This window comes from Mycobacterium adipatum, from assembly GCF_001644575.1.
Lineage (GTDB): Bacteria > Actinomycetota > Actinomycetes > Mycobacteriales > Mycobacteriaceae > Mycobacterium > Mycobacterium adipatum.
In genome coordinates, this window is sequence record NZ_CP015596.1 from 1,489,514 (window position 1) to 1,506,953 (window position 17,440).

The 17,440-nt window shown below is 67.1% G+C and carries 19 protein-coding genes; 9 read left to right on the forward strand and 10 right to left on the reverse strand.

From position 1 onward, the window contains the following. The first annotated feature begins 45 nt into the window (after positions 1-45). On the forward strand, positions 46-237 hold the full coding sequence (locus A7U43_RS06990; RefSeq protein ID WP_067992729.1) for a ferredoxin: 192 nt from the start codon (positions 46-48) through the stop codon (positions 235-237). A 5-nt stretch (positions 238-242) separates the two neighbouring features. On the opposite strand, the gene A7U43_RS06995 is transcribed toward A7U43_RS06990, so the two are convergent. Continuing rightward, the gene (locus tag A7U43_RS06995; RefSeq protein ID WP_068002083.1) at positions 243-869 is read right to left on the reverse strand and encodes a response regulator transcription factor; all 627 of its coding nucleotides are present in this window, start codon (positions 867-869) and stop codon (positions 243-245) included. A 95-nt stretch (positions 870-964) separates the two neighbouring features. On the opposite strand from A7U43_RS06995, the gene A7U43_RS07000 reads away from it, so the two are divergent. From A7U43_RS07000 to A7U43_RS07015, 4 genes are all read left to right on the forward strand, one after another. After that, positions 965-2,083 (forward strand): sensor histidine kinase, encoded by a 1,119-nt coding sequence (locus tag A7U43_RS07000; RefSeq protein ID WP_156525860.1) that lies wholly within the window; start codon positions 965-967, stop codon positions 2,081-2,083. A 158-nt stretch (positions 2,084-2,241) separates the two neighbouring features. Then, positions 2,242-3,522, forward strand: a complete 1,281-nt coding sequence (locus A7U43_RS07005) for a cytochrome P450 (protein WP_067992736.1) — start codon at positions 2,242-2,244, stop codon at positions 3,520-3,522. Continuing rightward, the gene (locus A7U43_RS07010) at positions 3,519-4,625 is read left to right on the forward strand and encodes an NDMA-dependent alcohol dehydrogenase (protein WP_067992739.1); all 1,107 of its coding nucleotides are present in this window, start codon (positions 3,519-3,521) and stop codon (positions 4,623-4,625) included. The genes A7U43_RS07005 and A7U43_RS07010 overlap by 4 nt, the downstream gene beginning before the upstream one ends. Beyond that, positions 4,625-6,142, forward strand: coding sequence for an aldehyde dehydrogenase family protein (locus A7U43_RS07015; RefSeq protein WP_067992742.1), 1,518 nt, complete (start codon positions 4,625-4,627; stop codon positions 6,140-6,142). Before A7U43_RS07010 ends, A7U43_RS07015 begins: the two co-directional genes overlap by 1 nt. Positions 6,143-6,178: 36 nt before the next feature. Here A7U43_RS07015 and A7U43_RS07020 read toward each other — a convergent pair whose 3' ends face one another. Together A7U43_RS07020 and A7U43_RS07025 are read right to left on the reverse strand one after the other, a co-directional pair. Continuing rightward, complete coding sequence (locus A7U43_RS07020; RefSeq protein ID WP_067992746.1) at positions 6,179-6,556, reverse strand: hypothetical protein; 378 nt, start codon at positions 6,554-6,556, stop codon at positions 6,179-6,181. A 117-nt stretch (positions 6,557-6,673) separates the two neighbouring features. Next, entirely contained in the window at positions 6,674-7,588 is a 915-nt protein-coding gene (locus A7U43_RS07025; RefSeq protein WP_067992747.1) for an IclR family transcriptional regulator, read from the reverse strand. Between the two features lie 104 nt (positions 7,589-7,692). On the opposite strand from A7U43_RS07025, the gene A7U43_RS07030 reads away from it, so the two are divergent. The 3 genes from A7U43_RS07030 to A7U43_RS07040 are packed head-to-tail and all read left to right on the forward strand — an operon-like array spanning position 7,693 to position 10,747. Then, positions 7,693-8,820, forward strand: coding sequence for a hypothetical protein (locus A7U43_RS07030; RefSeq protein ID WP_067992750.1), 1,128 nt, complete (start codon positions 7,693-7,695; stop codon positions 8,818-8,820). Between the two features lie 2 nt (positions 8,821-8,822). Next, positions 8,823-9,605, forward strand: a complete 783-nt coding sequence (locus A7U43_RS07035) for an SDR family oxidoreductase (protein WP_067992753.1) — start codon at positions 8,823-8,825, stop codon at positions 9,603-9,605. Beyond that, entirely contained in the window at positions 9,605-10,747 is a 1,143-nt protein-coding gene (locus A7U43_RS07040) for a sulfotransferase family protein (RefSeq protein WP_067992755.1), read from the forward strand. The genes A7U43_RS07035 and A7U43_RS07040 overlap by 1 nt, the downstream gene beginning before the upstream one ends. Before the next feature lie 16 nt (positions 10,748-10,763). Here A7U43_RS07040 and A7U43_RS07045 read toward each other — a convergent pair whose 3' ends face one another. Beyond that, positions 10,764-11,252 carry a hypothetical protein gene (locus tag A7U43_RS07045; protein ID WP_067992758.1) on the reverse strand — a complete coding sequence of 163 codons (489 nt, stop codon included), beginning with the start codon at positions 11,250-11,252 and terminating at the stop codon, positions 10,764-10,766. After that, the gene (locus A7U43_RS07050; RefSeq protein ID WP_067992760.1) at positions 11,252-12,421 is read right to left on the reverse strand and encodes a Rieske 2Fe-2S domain-containing protein; all 1,170 of its coding nucleotides are present in this window, start codon (positions 12,419-12,421) and stop codon (positions 11,252-11,254) included. The genes A7U43_RS07045 and A7U43_RS07050 overlap by 1 nt, the downstream gene beginning before the upstream one ends. 110 nt (positions 12,422-12,531) lie before the next feature. Between A7U43_RS07050 and A7U43_RS07055 the strand changes: the two genes are divergently transcribed. Then, complete coding sequence (locus A7U43_RS07055; protein ID WP_067992763.1) at positions 12,532-13,056, forward strand: gamma carbonic anhydrase family protein; 525 nt, start codon at positions 12,532-12,534, stop codon at positions 13,054-13,056. A 3-nt stretch (positions 13,057-13,059) separates the two neighbouring features. Here the strand turns inward: A7U43_RS07055 and A7U43_RS07060 are convergent, their stop codons facing one another. The 5 genes from A7U43_RS07060 to A7U43_RS07080 all read right to left on the reverse strand — a co-directional run bounded on the left by A7U43_RS07060 (position 13,060) and on the right by A7U43_RS07080 (position 17,424). Next, the gene (locus A7U43_RS07060) at positions 13,060-13,683 is read right to left on the reverse strand and encodes a hypothetical protein (protein WP_231963540.1); all 624 of its coding nucleotides are present in this window, start codon (positions 13,681-13,683) and stop codon (positions 13,060-13,062) included. Between the two features lie 79 nt (positions 13,684-13,762). After that, on the reverse strand, positions 13,763-14,167 hold the full coding sequence (locus tag A7U43_RS07065; protein ID WP_067992765.1) for a nuclear transport factor 2 family protein: 405 nt from the start codon (positions 14,165-14,167) through the stop codon (positions 13,763-13,765). Beyond that, a complete protein-coding gene (locus A7U43_RS07070; RefSeq protein ID WP_067992768.1) occupies positions 14,164-15,348 on the reverse strand; it encodes a thiolase domain-containing protein in 1,185 nt (394 codons plus the stop codon). Before A7U43_RS07070 ends, A7U43_RS07065 begins: the two co-directional genes overlap by 4 nt. Beyond that, positions 15,348-16,406 (reverse strand): thiolase domain-containing protein, encoded by a 1,059-nt coding sequence (locus A7U43_RS07075; protein WP_067992771.1) that lies wholly within the window; start codon positions 16,404-16,406, stop codon positions 15,348-15,350. The genes A7U43_RS07070 and A7U43_RS07075 overlap by 1 nt, the downstream gene beginning before the upstream one ends. Positions 16,407-16,419: 13 nt before the next feature. Next, positions 16,420-17,424, reverse strand: a complete 1,005-nt coding sequence (locus tag A7U43_RS07080) for a Zn-ribbon domain-containing OB-fold protein (protein WP_067992773.1) — start codon at positions 17,422-17,424, stop codon at positions 16,420-16,422. Positions 17,425-17,440 lie beyond the last annotated feature (16 nt).

Genomic DNA, 17,440 nt, shown 5'->3' on the forward strand with positions numbered 1-17,440 from the left:
CTCGATCCGGCCCCGATACTCGGGGCTGACAGAGCAGGAGCAATCATGAGAATCGAAGTCGATGTCACGCTGTGCGAGGGTCATGGCCAGTGCCTGATGGCCGCACCGCAGGTGTTCGATCTCCCCGACGGCGCCGACCATGTCGTGGTGCTCGATGCGGATCCCCCGGAGCGGGAACGCGACGCCGTGGTGCGCGCCGCCGCCATGTGCCCGGCGCAGGCGTTGTCGATCAGCTGACGGCGTCAGTCGTCGAGGATGCCGCTGCGACCGGCCAGTGCCGCGGCGGCAATCCGATTGCTGACACCGAGCTTGTTCAGCAGCGATGCCACCATCCGTTTGGCGGTGCGTTCGGACACCAGCATCCGGTTGGCGATCTCCGCGGTCTCCATGCCGGTCGACAGCAGCGTCCACAGCGTCAGATCGGCCGGGGTCAGGGAATCCAGGATCGCTGCGGCCGGCTTGCGGGTGCTGGACAGCAGCGTGTCCAGCAGGCCCGGGTCGACGACCCGCAGCCCGGCCGCGATCGTGGCCAGCGGCTCTGCCAGCGCATCCGGGCGCACCGTCTTGGACAGGAACCCGTCCGCGCCGGCGCGCAACGCCTCCTCGGCCAGCTGCTGATCCTCGGTCCCGGACAACGCCAGGATGCGGGTGCCGGGATGACGCGATTTGATGTGCCGGATGGCCGCCACGCCACCAAGCGGCGGCATGGACAGATCCACGATCGCCAGATCGGCATTGCAGGAGGCCACCAACTCGGCCGCCTCCTCGACAAAGGTGGTGCGCCCGCCGATCACGAACTTCTCGCCCCAGTCGCGGGTCAGCAGCAGTTCCAGACCCTCGGCGAACAACTCGTGGTCGTCGACGATCACGACGACGTACGGCGTGCGGACGCGCCTGCGGTTCACTCGCCGGATGATAGTGATCTCGGCACCGGGGCCGCCGCCAAATGTCTAGGGTCGGGCGGATGAACAGGGTGCCGGCGGATACCGCGCTGGACGGCTATGGTCTGGCCCGGGTCGTCGTCGCGGTCCGGGTCGCGGTGGTGGTGTCGGTCGCGGTGCTGGTGGCGGTCGGTCCGGACTGGATGAGCGCGCACGCCGCAACCACTGCGGCGGTGCTGGCGGCCGCGCTGCTCTACGCCTCGGTATTGCTGGCCCTGCCCCGGTACGAAGTGCGTCGGACCCGCTTCGCCTGGTTGGTGTCCACCGTGGATGTGGCGTTCACGCTGGCGCTGATCGCCTTGACCGGCGGGGCGGCGAGCCCGGTGTCCTCGGTGCTGGCGCTGGTGGTGATCGGCTCGGCGGCCCGGTTGCCGCTACGGGAGTGCCTGCTGCTCTCCGCCGCGGTGGGCGTCGGCTACCTGGCCGTGGTGCTAAGCGTCGGTGCGGGCCACACGGTGTTGGCGCCGTGGCTGTTGGGGCTGTGGGGTGCGCTCTACGTCGTATTCACGGCCCTGATGAGCGGAGGGTTGTCCCGGTTGCTGGAACACGAGCACCGGTCCCGGGTGCGCGCGCTGGTGGCGTCCGACCCGGCCTTCGGCGACGGCCCGGCGAGCCAGCTCGTCCGGCGGCACACCCGCCACCTGGCCGACATGCTCGACGCGCTCTCCGACGTCAACCTGTCGCGGCGGCCCGCCTTCTCCACCGGGCGGGTGCGTCGGGTGGACGTCGCCGACCTGATCGCCGAGGCCGGTGACGCCGTCGGGCTACGGCCGCCCCGACTGCGGGTCACCGTCGGAGGCGACGTCTCCGGCGTCCAGATCGACGCCCAGGGCCTCCGCCGGGTACTGACGAACTTGTTGGAGAACGCCTCCCGGCACGGCCGCGACCGCCCCATCGACGTCGTGTGCGAACGCGAAGGCGACCAACTGCACTGCGCGGTTCACGACCGCGGTCCGGGCGTGCCCGAGCATGCCATCGGGGAGCTGACCGGCAAGTTCGTCAGCCTGTCCGACCGGCGGGGCACCGCCGGACTGGGGCTGTGGATCGTGGCGCAGATCATCGAAGCTCTCGGTGGGACCCTGGCGTTCCGCACTCGCGAGGAGGGCGGGCTGAGCGCGTCGTTCACGGTCCCGATCGGCTGAAACACCCAGGGGCCCGGACGGCCGCCGACGTGGCCCGCGCGGGCCGACGTTGGCCCGCGCGACGTCCCCATCGGGTGTCCCGGTGCCCAAAACTGGCGACGACCGCCACGTGACCTGCACCACAGGACCGCGGGCGATGCCGAAAGGACAGACGCCTGATGACCACTGCGTTCCCCGAGACCACCCACGGTGACATCGATCTGAGTGACCGCGATTTCTGGGCCAAACATCCCGCCGAGCGGGACGCCGCCTTCGCGGTGCTGCGCAGGGAGGACCCGGTGGCCTGGAGCCGGCCCGCCGACTCCGACCTGCTGCCGCCCGAGCAGAACCTCAAGGGGTTCTGGTCGCTGACCAAGCACGAGGACATCCGGTACGCCAGCCGCCATCCCGAGATCTTCTCCTCGGCGCAGGGCATCACCATGGAGGACTTCCCGCCGGAGCTGATCTCCATCGCGCAGTCCTTCATCGCGATGGACGCGCCGCGGCACACCCAGTTGCGCGGCATCACCATGAATGCGTTCAAACCGCGCAACATGCTCCGTCTGCAGGACTGGATTCAGGGCCACGCCCGGGACCTGATCAGCGAGATGGCCGACCTCGGTGAGGGCGACTTCGTCGAATTGGTCTCGGTGAAGCTGCCGGGCCGCATCTTCGGCAGCTTCTTCGGTCTGCCGGAGGGCGAGATCCACGAGAAGACCATCAACGCCGCGCAGCGCGTGGTGGGCTGGACCGACCCCGAGGTCTGCGGCGACCGTACCGCGATCGAACTGTTCGCCGGCGCGGTGATGGATCTGCACGAGACGGTGACCACGCTGCTGCCCGAGCGCCGCGCCAATCCCGGTGACGACCTGCTCTCATGGATGGTGCAGGCCGAATTCGACGGTGAGAAGATGACCGACGACGAACTCAAGGCGTTCTTCACGCTGCTGGCGGTGGCCGCCAACGACACCACCAGACATGCCTCGGCACAGGCGATCTACGCGTTCTCCCAGAATCCCGAGCAGCGTGATCTGCTGGTCGCCGATGTCGAAGGACGGGTCGACGCCGCGGTCGAGGAGGCCCTGCGCTGGGCGTCACCGCTGCTGCACATGCGGCGCACCGCGATCCAGGACGTCACCCTTCGCGGCAAGGAGATCAAGGCCGGCGACAAGGTGGTGCTGTGGTACAGCTCGGCCAATCGTGACGAGGACGTGTTCGAGGACCCGTTCACCTTCGACATCACCCGCAAGTCGAACCCGCACCTCGCATTCGGGGGTGGCGGTCCGCACTTCTGCCTGGGTGCTGCGCTGGCCCGCACCATGCTGCGCTCGCTGCTGACCGAGGTCTACACCCGCATCCCGGACATCACCGCGACCGAACCCAAGTTCCAGGTCGCCAACTTCATCAACGGCATCAACAGCCTGCCGGCCACCTGGACCCCCGAAGGGAAGAACGCGTGAAGACGAAAGCCGCTGTGCTGTGGGGCCTGCACCAGAAGTGGGAGGTCACCGAACTCGAACTCGACGCGCCCAAGGCCCGAGAGGTCCTGGTCAAGCTGACCGCCAGCGGCCTGTGCCATTCCGATGACCACCTGGTCACCGGGGACATGCCGATGAACCTGCCGGTGGTCGGCGGTCACGAGGGCGCCGGTGTGGTCGCCGACGTGGGCCCGGGTGTCACCGAGGTCGAGGTCGGCGATCACGTGGTGCTCAGCTTCATCCCGGCCTGCGGGCGCTGCACCGAATGCGCCCGCGGCCGCAGCAACCTCTGCGTGTACGGGGCGGCCATCGTCGCCGGGCCGCAGCTCGATGGCACCTTCCGGTTCCATGGCCGTGGCGCCGATATCGGCCAGATGTGCGTGCTGGGCACCTTCTCGGAGTACACCGTGGTGCCGATCGCCTCGGTGGTCAAGGTGGACAAGGACATTCCGCTGGACAAGGCGGCGCTCGTCGGCTGCGGTGTGACCACCGGCTACGGCGCCGCGGTGCGCACCGGTGAGGCCCGCGACGGCGACACCGTGGTGGTCATGGGTGTCGGTGGGCTCGGCATCAACGCCGTGCAGGGCGCGGCGCTGGCCGGTGCCCGGCACGTGATCGCCCTGGACCCGGTGGCCTACAAGCGCGAGCGGTCCTTCGAATTCGGCGCCACCCATGCCGCGGCCGACGTCGCCGAGGCCCAGGCGCTGATCGCCGACATCACCCGCGGCACCATGGCCGACGTCTGCGTGGTGACCACCGACAGCGGCGAGGGCGCCTACGTGGCGCAGGCGCTGAGCCTGGTCGGCAAGCGCGGGCGCGTGGTGATGACCGCGATCCCGCATCCCACCGACACGACCGTGGACATGTCGTTGTTCGACCTCACCCTGTACGAGAAGCAGGTCAGGGGATCCCTTTTCGGTTCGTCGAATCCGCGGCTGGACATCCCGCGGATGCTTGAGCTCTACCGGGCGGGCCGCATCAAGCTCGACGAGTTGATCACCCGCGAGTACACCCTCGACGAGATCAACCAGGGCTATGAGGACATGCACGATGGGCGCAATCTGCGCGGGGTGATCAGGTTCTGATGACCGAGATCCGGCACTACCGGATGTACATCGACGGCGCCTGGCAAGACGCCGCCGAGTCGATCGAGGTACACAGCCCGGCCACCGGCGAACTGGTCGCCACGGTCGCCTACGGTGACGTGGCCACCGTGGATGCCGCAGTGTCCGCGGCCAAGGCCGCCCATGAGTCCGGGGTGTGGCGCAACACGTCGCCGCAGCAGCGCGCCGACATCCTCGACGCCATCGCCGACAATCTGGCCGCCCGCGCCGACGCGCTCACCGTGCTGCAGGTGGCCGAGAACGGGGCGACGCTGCGGGGTGCGGGGGCGTTCCTGATCGGTTATGCCATTGCGAATCTGAAATACTTTGCATCGCAGGCCCGCAGCTATCAGTTCCAGACCAGCGGACCGCTGATCGAGGCCCCGACGCTGGCGTCGGGCCTGATCATCCGGGAACCCGTCGGGGTGTGTGCCGGCATCATCCCGTGGAACTTCCCGCTGCTGCTGGCGGTGTGGAAGCTGGGTCCGGCGCTGGCCGCCGGCAATACGGTGGTGCTCAAACCGGATGACCAGACCCCGCTGACACTGCTCGAACTCGCCCGTGCCGCAGACGAAGTCGGGTTGCCACCGGGTGTCCTCAACGTGGTGACCGGTCCCGGTCCGGTGGTGGGGGCACGGCTGGCCGAACACCCCGATGTCCGCAAGATCGCGTTCACCGGGTCGACCGAGGTCGGCAAGTCCGTGATGCGCGCCGCCGCCGACAACGTCAAGAAGGTCACCCTGGAATTGGGTGGTAAGGGCGCCAATATCGTGCTCGACGACGCCGATTTCGACACCGCGGTGGACGGGTCGCTGTTCGCCTTTCTGGTGATGAGCGGGCAGGCCTGCGAGTCGGGCACCCGGCTGCTGGTGCACGAATCCGTGCACGACGAATTCGTCGACCGCCTGGTGGCGCGGGCGCAGACGCTGGTGATGGGTGACCCGATGAGCGCGGCTACCGACCTGGGCCCGCTGGTGTCGGCCAAGCAGAAGGCCCGGGTGGAGAAGTACATCGCGCTCGGCCAGGAAGAGGGCTGCAAGGTCGCCTTCCAGGGCAACATTCCGACGGATCCGGCCCTGGCCGAAGGGCATTGGGTGCCCGCGACCATCCTCACCGGGGCGACCAACAAGATGCGGATCGCCCGCGAGGAGATCTTCGGCCCGGTACTGGTGGTGATCCCGTTCCGCGATGACGACGAGGCGGTCGCGATCGCCAACGACAGCGAATACGGGCTCTCAGCGGGGGTGTGGAGCACCGACAGCGGCCGTGCCCTCGGGATCGCCCGCCGGCTGGAGTCGGGCACCGTGTGGATCAACGACTGGCACATGATCAACGCCATGTACCCGTTCGGTGGGGTGAAGCAGAGCGGTCTGGGCCGCGAACTGGGTCCCGATGCCCTCGACGAGTACACCGAGCCCAAGTTCGTCCATGTCGACCTGACCAACGACCGCCGCAAGCGGGCCTACGCCATCGTGGTGTCGGCGGATCTCGCCGAATAGTTTGCGACGCCGCCGATTTGGGCCGGACCGCGTGGGCTACGGCATGGGTATGGCGATGAAGACTCCGTCGCCCAGCCACACGCCGAACGTGCTGTTGCCGGGGTTCCACACCACCGGCAACGGACCCCCGGGCAGCGGGTAGCCCGCGGGGACCAGATCCAGCGGCGGCAGCCAGAACGGCGGGAGGCCCGCCTGCACCGGGTCACCCCAGTGCCCGGGCGGAACGTTGTACAACGGCGTCGGGGCCTTCTTGACCTGCCCCGGCGGGCCGAACGGATTCTGGCCCGGCGGATCACCGGGAAGCCAGATGTCGTCGCGTTGTGGGTCGGCGCTGACGGCGCCGGCGGAGGCGAACGCCCCCGCACCTAGAGTCACCGCTGTGGCCAGGCTCGCGGCAACCGTCTTGATCTTCATGCTGAAACTCCTTGCCTCGGATGTCGATGCGTCACAGCAACGCCACCTGAGTTGCGTTGCGTGCAAGACCCCCAGACGCCATCGAGGTTACCCGCCGTAGCGCGCCCCGAAACGTGGCTACCAGGTCGCCTTGACACCGCCCAGTGACCGAGTGACCGCGTCCGCGGTCTCGACCAGGGCCGACGCCCGGCTGTCGATCTCGTCGTCGGTGAGCGCATGGCCGATCTGCATGGTGGCCACCATCACCTGGCGTTGGTGATGGTCGTGGACGGGGGCGGCGATGACGCTGATGTCATGGCGCGCCTCGGGGTCATCCTCACCGCGCAGGTACACACGTTCGCCGATATCGGAGACGAGTTCGCCCAACAACGCCCGCAGTTCGTCGGGTAACCGGTTGGACATCCCGGCCATCAGTGCGTAGAGCCGCCTACCGCCGGGGGTGAGCCGCTCCACCAGGTAACCCGCGCTGCGGCATTCGCTGATCACCCGTTCGAAGCGAGCGGTGTCGGTACGCAACGGGATGGTGGGCTGTTTGTGCAGCCACTCGCGCACCGCGTGGTCATCCCACAGCACGAACATCAGGCCGACCGGCGGCGCGAACGGGTAGCTCTGCCCGACCCGCACGGTGGCCGGCGTGCCCGGCGGGGCGACCAGGTCGAGCAGGGTGATGCGGTCGTCGACCACGCCCGACAATGCGGCCGTGGCGCCGAAGGTCTCCGACAACCGGCGCAGTTCGTCCCTGGCCGCAGGACTGACGCGCAACGACTCCTGCGCGATGTGCCCGAGAGTGATCAACGCCGGGCCCAGTCGGTAGGTCTTGTCGCGACTTGTCTCGCCGGCGTCACGTACCAGGTAGCCGGCCTCGGTGAGGGTGGTGAGGATGCCCAGGCAGGTCGGCTTGCTCAGATCGACGCGGCGGGAGAGTTCGGAGAGCCCGAAGCGGTCATGGGGATGGCGGGCAAGGAACTCCAGCACCGCCACCACCCGCTCGGTGGGCGGCGATGCGCGGCGGGACGGCTCGGGGGAAGACATGCTGTGCGCACCTCCGGACGTTGACGCCAACTAGAACGCGTTCTAGTCTCAGATCGGAAACTCTACCACTTCGGTCCAATATTGGACCGAAAGAATGGAAGCCGATGTTCTCACAGCCACTGGCCGACGCCATTGCCGAGGCCGAGCGCCTGGTCGCCGAGGCGCCCTTCATCGAGTCCGAGGCCGACCTGCTCGAAGGCCTGCAGTACCTGGCCGGCTGCATCGCGGCCTGCACGCACGTCGCCTTCGACTACGACCGCGACCATCCGTTCCTGCACAGCGGGACCGGCCCGTTCACCAAGATGGGCCTCGACAATCCGGACACCATGTACTTCGGTACCCGGGTGCAGCCCGGTCACGAGTATGTGGTGACCGGCCGCCGCGGCACCACCACCGATGTCAGCTTCCAGTTGCTCGGCGGCGAGTACACCGAAGAGGTCGTGCCCGACAGCGAAACGGCCTTCGACGACCGCAAGCTCGATATCGCCGCCGACGGGACCTTCGAATGGCGATTCACCCCGGAGACACCTGCGCAGTTGGTGATTCGCGAGGTCTACAACGACTGGTCGGCCGCACGCGGCACATTCGCCATCGCACGCACCGACACCGCAGGCACCGCCCCGGCGCCGCTGAGCAGGGAACTGCTGGAAAAGCGCTATGCCGTGGCGGGCAAGCAGCTGGTGCAGCGCGTGAAGACCTGGCTGCAGTTCCCCAAGTGGTTCTATGACAATCTGCCGGTCAACACGCTCACCGCCCCCCGGCTCACCCCGGGCGGCCTGGCCACCCAGTACTCCTCGGTCGGGCACTACGACATCACGCCGGCGCAGGCCATCGTCATCACCCTGCCGGTGACCGACGCGCCGTACCTCGGCTTCCAGCTGGGCAGCCTCTGGTACATCTCGCTGGACTACATCAACCACCAGACATCGCTGAACGGGACTCAGGCACAAGCGGATCCGGACGGCAACATCCGGATTGTGGTATCCGACGCCAACCCCGGCGTGACGAACTGGTGCGAGACCCTCGGGCATGCCAAGGGCTACCTGCAGTTCCGCTGGCAGCGGGTCTCGCGGGAGCTGACCGAGGCCGACGGTCCGACCATGCAGGTCGTCGACATGGCCGACATCCCCGACGTGTTGCCCTACTACGCATCGAACAAGATCTCGGATGAGGACTGGCGGGCGCGGATCGCGCTGCGCCAGAAGCTGATCGGCGAAAGAATGGTGGGTTGAGCATGGCGGGTCTCTTGCAGGACAAGGTTGTCGTCATCAGCGGGGTGGGTCCGGCGCTGGGCACCACCTTGGCCCGCCGTTGTGCCGAGGAAGGCGCCGACCTCATCCTCGCCGCGCGCACCGTCGAACGCCTGGAGGATGTCGCCGGCCAGGTCACCGCCCTGGGGCGGCGCGCCCTGGCGGTCGGCACCGACATCACCGACGACGCCCAGGTGGCGAATCTGGTCGCAGTCTCCATGGCGGAGTTCGGCAAGGTCGACGTGCTGATCAACAACGCCTTCCGGGTGCCCTCGATGAAACCTTTCGCCAAGACCAGTTTCGAGCATATTCGCGAGACCATCGAGCTGACGGTGCTCGGCGCTCTGCGGCTGATCCAGGGCTTCACCCCGGCGCTCACGGATGCCAACGGCTCGGTGGTGAATGTGAACTCGATGGTGGTCCGGCATTCCGACCCCAAACAGGGTGCCTACAAGATGGCGAAGTCCGCGCTGCTGGCCATGTCGCAGTCGCTGGCCAGCGAGCTGGGGGAAGCCGGCATCCGGGTGAACTCGGTTCTGCCCGGCTATATCTGGGGCGGCACTCTGCAGAGCTACTTCGAGCACCAGGCCGGCAAATACGGCACCACCGTCGAGGAGATCTACAAGGCGGCCGCGGCCAACAGCGACCTGAAGAAGCTGCCGACCGAGGACGAGGTGGCCTCGGCGATTCTGTTCATGGCCAGCGATCTGTCCAGTGGCATCACCGGGCAGACTCTGGATGTCAACTGCGGGGAGTACAAGTTCTGATGGCGCGGACGAATGTGGGAACCGTCGAAGATCTGCACGCATCGGCGACCAAGGCCTGTGGGCTCGACGATTTCGGTGATGACAGCGACAACTACAAGGAGGCGCTCGCCGTCCTTTTGGACGCCTATCAGCGCGATGCCGACCTGACCGAACTCGGCAGCAAGATGCAGCGCTTCTTCGTGCGCAACGCACTTGTGGCCCGGCTGGTGTCCGAGGCGGCCTTCAAGCAGTATCCGCAACATGCGGATGTGCCGATCGAGCGACCGATCTTCGTGACCGGCCTGCCGCGGACCGGAACCACCGTGATTCACCGTCTGCTCACCGCAGACCCGCGGCACCAAGGTCTGGAGCTCTGGCTCGCCGAGTTTCCGCAGCCGCGTCCACCGCGCGAGACCTGGTCGCAGAACCCGGTGTTCGCCCAACTCGACGCCCAGTTCAGCAAGGCGCACGAGGAGAACCCGGACTACACCGGCTTGCACTACATGACCGCCGACGAGGTCGAGGAGTGCTGGCAGCTGTTGCGGCAGTCCCTGCATTCGGTGTCGTATGAGACGCTGGCGCACATCCCCACCTATTCGCGTTGGCTCGCCCAGCAGGATTGGACCAAGCCCTACCAGCGGCACCGCCGCAACCTTCAGCTGATCGGCCTCAACGAACCCGAGAAGCGTTGGGTGCTGAAGAATCCCAGCCACCTGTTTGCCCTCGACGCACTGTTCGCCACCTATCCCGATGCGCTGGTGGTGCAGTGCCACCGGCCGGCCGAGACGATCATGGCCTCGATGTGTTCGCTTGCCCAGCACACCACCGAAGGCTGGTCGAACAGCTTCTCCGGCAGTGTGATCGGTGAGGATTCGCTGGAGACCTGGTCGCGAGGACTGGAGCTGTTCAACGCCGAACGTGCCAAGCATGATCCCGCGCAGTTCTGCGATGTCGACTACTTCGAGTTCGTCAAGGACCCGGTCGGTGCGGTGGAGGGGATCTACCGCACCTTCGGTATCGAATTCACCGACGACGCGCGGCGGGCGATCTCCGAGAGTCACGAGGCGAGCAAGAAGGGGCCGCGCGCACCCAAGCACACGTATTCGCTGAGCGACTACGGGCTCACCGATGAGCAGGTCAAGGAGCGGTTCAAGGGGCTCTGACCTCCCGCCGAGGTTTCTAGCCGTCGCCGGGGGAGGGTGCGCTGGAGATCTCCTCCAGGCATCCCTCGGCGATGGCGTGCTTGATGCTGTCGGTGAGCCGGTGGCAGGACTTCGCGCGGGCCGGATCGCCGCCGGCCGCGCGGATTTCGTCGAAGACCGCGCAGCGTCGGGCGGCGGCGGCGTTCCACTGCACGGTGGTGTGCTCGGGCCCGAGCTTCTTGACCTGGACGGTCGCGTGACAGAACCGGCAGTCCACCGAGGCGAGCCCGGAGGTCAGATACCGCTCCTTGTCGCGGGCGGTCGCCTCGTGGACGGCCGCCGCTCTCTGTGGATCGGATCTGAAATCCGGTGCCTTGGACCAGTTTCCGGTGCTCGGGCGAGCCTCGGGATGATCGTGGTGATCCCCGTGGTGATCATCGTCGTCGTGACCGCCGTGCAACAGCAGCATCGAACGAGCCAGACGATCGACGTCGGGTGTTTCGGCCTGCTCGTCGCCGGCGGGCATCAGCTCGGCTGCTCCGCCGATTCCTTCTGTTCTGCCTGCTTGAGGTTCTCCTGCTCTTGCAGGTTCTCCTGGACTTCGACGGCCCACTTCTCGTTGGCGACGGTGGTGTCGACCTCCATCTCGAAGCGGTCCGTCATATCCGGGGTGACATCGGCGACGTCGACGTAGAACTGCTGATACCAGCGGCGCATCTGGTAGACGGCGCCATCCTCTTCGACGAGCAGCGGATTGTCGATGCGGGTCTTGTGCTTCCAGATCTCGACGTCCTGCAGGAAGCCCTTGGAGACACCTTCGGTGAACACCCGGGCCAGCTTGTCGGTGGTCTTCTCGTCGAGGCCCTTGGGCTTCTCGACGATCACCCCCCACTGCAGCACGAAGGAGTTCTGGCTGACCGGGTAATGGCAGTTGATCAGGATGGACTCGGCCTTGAAACCGCCGTAGTTGTTGTGCAGCCAGTTGATCATGAAGGACGGGCCGAAGTACGACGCCTCCGAATCCAGATGCGCCTCGCCGTAGGTGGTGCCCAGGTCGCTGACGTCCGCGCGGCCCACGTTGTGCAGGTACTGGCTGGCGATATGTCCTTCGAAGACGTTCTTGAAGTATGTCGGCAGCCCGTAGTGAATATAGAAGAAGTGCGCCATATCGGTCACGTTGTCGATGATCTCGCGGCAGTTGCTGCCCTCGATGAGCATCGTGTTCCACCGCCAGTCGGTCCAGTCGTCGCTGGCGAACTCGGGGATCTCCGGGATACGGACCTCGGGCTGCGGTGGGTTGCCCTCATGGTCATGCCACACGAACAGCAGGCCGCCGCGCACATCGGTGTGCCAGGCACGGGTGCGGGCCAGTCGCGGGGTGCGCTTGGCATAGGGCACCAGCTTGCACTTGCCGTCGCCGCCCCAGCGCCAGTCGTGGAACGGGCAGGCCACGGTGTCGCCCTTGATGGAGCCTTGCGCGAGGTTTCCGCCCATGTGCCGGCAGTAGCCGTCGAGGACCTTGAGTTCGCCCTCGGAGTCGGCGAACACCACCAGCATGGTGCCGAAGATCTCGACGCCGTGCGGTTTGCCGTCCAGGTAATCCTTCACCGGCCCCAGGCAGTGCCATCCGCGTGCGTAGCGGTCGGGCAGGTCGCCGGTGTCGATCTCTCTGATGCCGGCAGTCTCGGTAGTCACGGTGGGCCTCCCGTATCTGGTCTCTATAACTAGAACACGTTACAGTTTTGTACGCCCATTGCGCAACGTAAGCGCTGCTACCTGCGCGGACCACACGGTATATGTAGACGATGCCGGTTTACTCGTTTGAAGGTCGGGTCCCCAGAATCGACCAGGAGGCGTTCATCGCGCCCACGGCGACGCTGATCGGCGACGTCACGGTCGAAGCCGGCGCCTCGGTGTGGTTCAACACGGTGCTGCGCGCGGACTTCGCGCCGATCGTGATCCGCGCCGATGCCAACGTGCAGGACGGGTCGGTGCTGCACGCCCCGCCGGGGATCCCCGTCGATATCGGGCCCGGCGCAACCATCGGGCACGCCTGCGTCGTGCACGGCGCGCATATCGGCGCCGACGCCGTCGTCGCGAACCATGCCACCGTGCTCGACGGCGTGATCATCGGCGCCCGCAGCCTGGTGGCCGCGCATGCGCTGGTGGTTCCCGGCACCAAGATCCCCGACGAGGTGGTGGTCGCCGGGGCCCCGGCCAAGATCCGCGGCCCGGTCGCGGGTACCGGCGCCGAACGATGGGTGAAGACCAGCTCGGAGATCTACCGCGAGCTGGCGCTGCGGTACCGCGCCGGGCTCAAGGAAATGTGAGCCCTACTGCTCATCGTCGGCCAGGCCGACCCGCAGCGCGATCTGCTGCATCTTGCCGATGCTTGTGACGAACGGATCGGTCGTGACGTCCCCGTCGGCACTCTGGAACTCGAGTCGGACCAGCGCGGGACCCTCGGTGAACAGCAACAAGGTCACCGCCTTGTCCTCGTCGGGGCGGGTGCCCCGGATCACGACGCCGCCCTGCCCGACGCCGGTGGGTTGGGGATCGCCGACCACCTTTCGGGTGCTGACCGCCTGCTGCAGCGCGGCCGCGGCGGCGGCATCGTCGGGGTAGATCAGCACGGTGTCGATGACGGCGCGGGTGTCCTGCGCGTTGACGAAGAAGGCGCTCGCGCCGGGGTGCCCGTCCGGGGAGGGCTCGCGGGAGCGTTGCACGAAGGTGTCATCGGCGTCGGTGAGATCGGCCGCGGTCAGCAGCAGATCGCGGTAGTCGGAGGCCTGCGGCGCCGCCGTCGACGTCGAGCTGGTGGTGAATGCCGGCAGCGTCGGTGCCGGCGCACTGCTGGCGGCACCACCCGGTTCGGCCGGGGTACAAGCGCTGACGGTGACGGTGATCAGGGCGGCGGCGACAAAGTGTGATCGGGACAACATGGTGGTGAAACTCAACAGATCTATCGGGTGTGCGGGATGAAATCGCCTCCCACCGTACGCGAATCGCCGGGCCCGTGGCTGCGGCCCACCAAGGTCACACCGGCTGCGCGCTGGCCGCCGCCTTGTCCAACTCCCAGTACGCGCGCAGTGCGGCGATCTTGCCCTCGGCGTCGACCCGGTAGGTGAACACACCCTCGGCGGTCACCCGGTAGCCGCTCGCGACGATCACGATGTGACCGACATTTGCTTCCTCGTCGCCGCAGACATAGGACTTGTCGAAGTGGAACTCCAATTGGCTCGGCGCGATCGCCTTGTCGAAGAACTTCGCGATCGCATCCTTGCCGCGGTGCCCGTTGCCCTCCGGATCGAAGTGCGAAGGTCCGATCGGGTCCTGCACGATCGCGTCCTCGGCGAACAGGGCCAGCCAGGCCTCCTTGTCGCGGGCGATCGCGGCTTCCCGCGACCGCCGCCCCGCCAACGTGACCGGACTGTCCGTCATGCCGGCGTGGCGGCCGGTTTGTCGGCTCCGACGACCCACATCGAAAAATACTGGGCGCCACCCCCGTAGGCGTGGCCGAGCGCCTTGCGGGCCCCGGGGACCTGGTGATCTCCGCCCTTGCCCATCACCTGGATGGCCGACTCGGCGAACCGGATCATGCCGGATGCGCCGATCGGGTTGCTGGACAGCACCCCGCCGGACGCGTTGAACGGAATCCGGCCGCCGATCGCCGTCTCGCCCGCCTCGGTGAGCTTCCATCCCTCGCCCTCGGGTGCGAACCCGAGGCTTTCCAGCCACATCGGTTCGTACCAGGAGAACGGGACATAGACCTCCGCGGCGTCGATCTCGTCGATCGGCGAGGTGATGCCGGCGTCGCGCCACAACGCGGCGGCGGCATCCCGGCTGGCTTGCGGGTTCACCTGGTCACGACCGGCGTAGGCCAGCGGTTCGGTGCGCAGCGCGGTCGCGTGGATCCACGCCACCGGATTGCCGTTGGCAAGGTGCGCCTCAGCGGCTTCCTCGTTGCCGATCACCATGGCCGCCGCGCCGTCCGAGGACGGGCAGGTCTCGTCGTAGCGGATCGGATCCCACAACATCGGGGACGCCATCACCTTCTCCAACGTGATGTCGGGCTGGTGCAGATGTGCCAGTGGGTTCTTGGCGCCGTTGAGCCGGTCCTTGACCGCGACGATCGCGCCGATGTGATTGGGGGCCCCGGAGCGGCGGATGTAGGCACGAATGTGCGGAGCGAAGTACCCGCCCGCGCCCGCCCCGACCGGCTTGGTGAAGGGGACCGGAATGCTCAATGCCCACATGGCATTCGATTCCGACTGTTTCTCCCAGGCCATGGTCAGCACGCGCTTGTACTTGCCGGACTGCACCAGACTGGCCGCGACGATCGCGGTCGAGCCACCGACCGAGCCGGCGGTGTGCACCCGGATCAGCGGCTTGTTCGTCGCACCCGTGGCATCGGCCATGAACAGTTCGGGCATCATGACGCCCTCGAAGAAATCGGGTGCTTTACCGACCACGACGGCGTCGATATCGTCGAACGTCGAGCCGGCATCGGCGAGCGCACGGTCGATGGCCTCCCGCACCAGGCCGTTCATCGACACGTCGTGGCGCTTGGCGACGTACTTCGTCTGCCCGGTGCCCAGCACCGCGGCGAGCTTCTTGCCCATCAGTTCTTGCCCTCCAGGACGGCGACGATATTCTGTTGCAGCGCAGGGCCACTGGTGGCGTGCGCCAGCACGCGCTGCGCGGAACCAGAGAAAATGTGCTGCGCGGCGAAACCGATACGCTCCAGCCCGGCCGAGAACATCGGGTTGGCCGACAGCGCACCGCCGGAGGGATTGATCTTCGTCGACGCCGGCAGCCCGATCGCCTCGGTGAGGATCAACTGCTGATGGGTGAACGGGGCATAGAGCTCGGCCACCTCGATCGACCCGGCATCGCCGTTCAGTGCCGCCTTGGCCGATGCAGCCGTGGACGGCGAGGTGGTGAGATCGCGGGCACCCAGGATGGGCGTCTCGATGCGGTGCTCGAAACCGGTGATCCAGGCCGGGTTCTCGCGCAGTTCCCGGGCCTTGTCGCCGGCCGCCAGCACGATCGCCGACGCACCGTCGGTGATCGGGGCGATGTCGTGGCGGCGCAGCGGGTCGGCGAAGAACGGCTGGGACAGCAGCTCTTCGATGGACCCGGTCGCGGTCACCTGGTCGGTGCGGCCACCGGCGGCGTAGGAATCCAGTGCGACCTGGGCCATCTGCTCGTGGGACCACTTCCCGGCATCCAGCCCGGCGCGGGCCTGCAGACCGGCCATCGACACCGAGTCCGGCCACAGCGGCGCCACCGTGTACGGATCGGTCTGCAGCGCCAGTACCCGGCGCAGGGTGCCCGCCGAGGACTTGCCGAATCCGTACACCAGAGCCGTCTCGACCTGGCCGGTCAACAGCTTGATATAGGCCTCATACAGCGCCCAGGCCGCGTCCATCTCGACATGAGATTCGTTGATCGGCGGGATCGCGCCGATCGAGTCGATGGCGGAAATGAACGAGAATGCGCGACCGGCAAGGTAATCCGAGGATCCCGAGCACCAGAAGCCGATGTCGGTCTGCTTGAGCCCGAGTTCTTCGTAGAGCTGGTGGAAGCACGGCATCAGCATCTCGACGCCGTTGGTGGTGCCGTCGGTGCGGCGGACGTGGGGCGCGTGTGCGAAGCCCACCACTGCGATTTCGGTCATCAGTTCGGGCCCTTTACAGGTGGTGCTTGTAGGAGTCGTAGTCGGCGTCGGGTTCGCCGGTGGGCTTGAAGTAGTCGATGTTGTCGATGCCCAGACCCCACTCTTCGCGGGGCTTCCACACGGCCTGCACCCGCATACCCATCCGCACATCGGCCGGGTCGATCTCGGTGACCAGGTGCAGGAACGGGATGTCGGCGCCATCGAGCAGCACATAGGCCGCCACATACGGGGGCTTGATGCGCTGGCCGGGGAACGGGATGTTGATGACCGCGAAGGTGGTGACGGTGCCCTTGTCGGGGAGTTCGATGAACTCGTCGAGTTCCAGGCCGGTGGCCGGGTCGGCTTCCTTGGGCGGGAAGTAGACCTTGCCCGGTTTACCGTCGCGTCCGCTGTGGGTGCGGCCGCCGAGCAGCTTGCCCTCTTCGAGCGCCTTGAGGAACGTGGTCTCGGGCAGCGACGCGGTGTGCTGGATCTCGATGAAACTGGGGGTCACCTGCACGGTGACCGGGTCGCGGTCATCCGGTGCGCCCTCGGGTTCGGGATCCTCGCCGGGCAGGAAGTAGGCGATATCGGTGATCGCGCCGACCGGTTCGTCGATCCAGTGCGCGTGCACCCGGTCACCGGTCGTGATCTCGTCGGCCGAGTTCACCGCGACCGCGTGCAGCAGGGCGGTGTCGGCGCCGTCGAGTTTGATCAACGCCCAGGCGAACGGCCGGTCCAGCGGCTGGCCCTCCAGTGGGTGGGACTGCCAGGTCCAGGACTGCACGGTGCCGACCGCACCGACGGGCACGACCTCGGTCAGGGCCGCGTAGGTGACCGGGTCATACTCAGCGGGTGGTACGTGCACCCGGCCGTCCGAACCGCGCACGCCGACGATGCGTCGCATTCGCAGTGCGGTGAAGAACTGGGACAGGAGTGGTCCGACTGAACGGGTGTAGTCGAATGCGAGCTTCAGCGGCGCCGAGAGGGGCCGCTCATGCTCGTCGATCTGCACCGGGCTGCTTTGGCCTGTGGTCACGGCATCGAGTAGAACA

Coding starts and splice junctions, on each gene's coding strand:
- A7U43_RS07000 (WP_156525860.1), top strand. CDS start 965: ATGAACAGGGTGCCGGCGGATACCGCGCTGGACGGCTATGGTCTGGCC.
- A7U43_RS07040 (WP_067992755.1), top strand. CDS start 9,605: ATGGCGCGGACGAATGTGGGAACCGTCGAAGATCTGCACGCATCGGCG.
- A7U43_RS07030 (WP_067992750.1), top strand. CDS start 7,693: ATGTTCTCACAGCCACTGGCCGACGCCATTGCCGAGGCCGAGCGCCTG.
- A7U43_RS07015 (WP_067992742.1), top strand. CDS start 4,625: ATGACCGAGATCCGGCACTACCGGATGTACATCGACGGCGCCTGGCAA.
- A7U43_RS07070 (WP_067992768.1), bottom strand. CDS start 15,348: ATGGGCAAGAAGCTCGCCGCGGTGCTGGGCACCGGGCAGACGAAGTAC.
- A7U43_RS07020 (WP_067992746.1), bottom strand. CDS start 6,556: ATGAAGATCAAGACGGTTGCCGCGAGCCTGGCCACAGCGGTGACTCTA.
- A7U43_RS07055 (WP_067992763.1), top strand. CDS start 12,532: ATGCCGGTTTACTCGTTTGAAGGTCGGGTCCCCAGAATCGACCAGGAG.
- A7U43_RS07045 (WP_067992758.1), bottom strand. CDS start 11,252: ATGCCCGCCGGCGACGAGCAGGCCGAAACACCCGACGTCGATCGTCTG.
- A7U43_RS07005 (WP_067992736.1), top strand. CDS start 2,242: ATGACCACTGCGTTCCCCGAGACCACCCACGGTGACATCGATCTGAGT.
- A7U43_RS07025 (WP_067992747.1), bottom strand. CDS start 7,588: ATGTCTTCCCCCGAGCCGTCCCGCCGCGCATCGCCGCCCACCGAGCGG.
- A7U43_RS07035 (WP_067992753.1), top strand. CDS start 8,823: ATGGCGGGTCTCTTGCAGGACAAGGTTGTCGTCATCAGCGGGGTGGGT.
- A7U43_RS07075 (WP_067992771.1), bottom strand. CDS start 16,406: ATGACCGAAATCGCAGTGGTGGGCTTCGCACACGCGCCCCACGTCCGC.
- A7U43_RS06990 (WP_067992729.1), top strand. CDS start 46: ATGAGAATCGAAGTCGATGTCACGCTGTGCGAGGGTCATGGCCAGTGC.
- A7U43_RS07065 (WP_067992765.1), bottom strand. CDS start 14,167: ATGACGGACAGTCCGGTCACGTTGGCGGGGCGGCGGTCGCGGGAAGCC.